At 44.9% G+C, this 1,059-nt stretch carries 1 pseudogene; it reads left to right on the top strand.

The window, feature by feature from the left end:
- Positions 1-367 precede the first annotated feature (367 nt).
- A pseudogene (locus R7Z77_RS24140) lies at positions 368-1,059 on the top strand (cation:proton antiporter); the annotation flags it as partial.

Raw genomic sequence — 1,059 nt, 5'->3', positions numbered from 1 at the left:
TTCAACTTTAGTCGGGGCGTAACAAAGGAAAAACGACCGAATAATGGGCGGTTACGGCGAAATTGATAAGATTTGATGATGTTAAAAAGGTGTTAAATTAGCCTAAGGTCTAATGATTTGATGCATAAAATTTTCAATATGTTGCATTGGTTAATCTTTTCTTCATTGATTTCACCGAATCTATACCTAGATTCAACCTTCTCAAGTGATTTGTTTACATAAAGTTTTCGTACCGGAGCTCGGTTTTGAGGCACAATAAAGCCTGTGCTTAACTCATCACGCTTACATCTTAAAGTTGAGGTGATTTAGGAACTTATATGCTTACTCGTTGAGATTGTTTGTAGCTTTTCATTTAGGGAGGGTGAGAATGGACGCAGACACCATTAACAGCTTTTTTCTGATTGGTGCATTACTGATTGCACTGAGCGTTCTTTTAAGCCCCGTGTCCTCAAAGTTGGGGATTCCAATCCTTCTCGTATTTCTTGCGGTAGGTATGTTGGCTGGGGAAGATGGCCTTGGCGGAATCTTATTTGATAATTATTCCATCGCTTATTTAGTCAGTAACTTAGCGCTCGCCATCATTCTTTTGGATGGCGGGATGCGAACGCGAGTCGCCAGTTTTCGGGTCGCCTTGTGGCCTTCGGTGTCGTTGGCAACCATAGGCGTAGCCATCACGACATTGTTAACCGGTTTGATGGCGACTTGGTTGTTCGATTTGGATTTATTGCAAGGTATCTTGGTTGGCGCGATTGTCGGTTCAACGGATGCGGCCGCGGTCTTCTCTTTATTGAAAGGGCGCAGTCTGAACGAACGTGTTGGCTCGACGTTAGAAATTGAATCGGGCACCAACGACCCAATGGCGGTCTTCTTGACCCTCACGTTACCTGCGATTCTCTCTAGTACGGGAACCGAGTAAAGCGCCGGCTTTTTAGCGCTCAGTTTTGTTAAGCAGTTTGGTATCGGTGCGCTTCTTGGTTTTGCTGGTGGCTGGGTCTTGTGGAAAGTCATCAATCGCAATCAACTGCCGGATGGCTTGTACTCGATTTTGACCGTCAGTGG

It is taken from the genome of Vibrio sp. 1401 (assembly GCF_033340295.1).
This window is presented reverse-complemented; position numbering and strand designations above follow the sequence as displayed.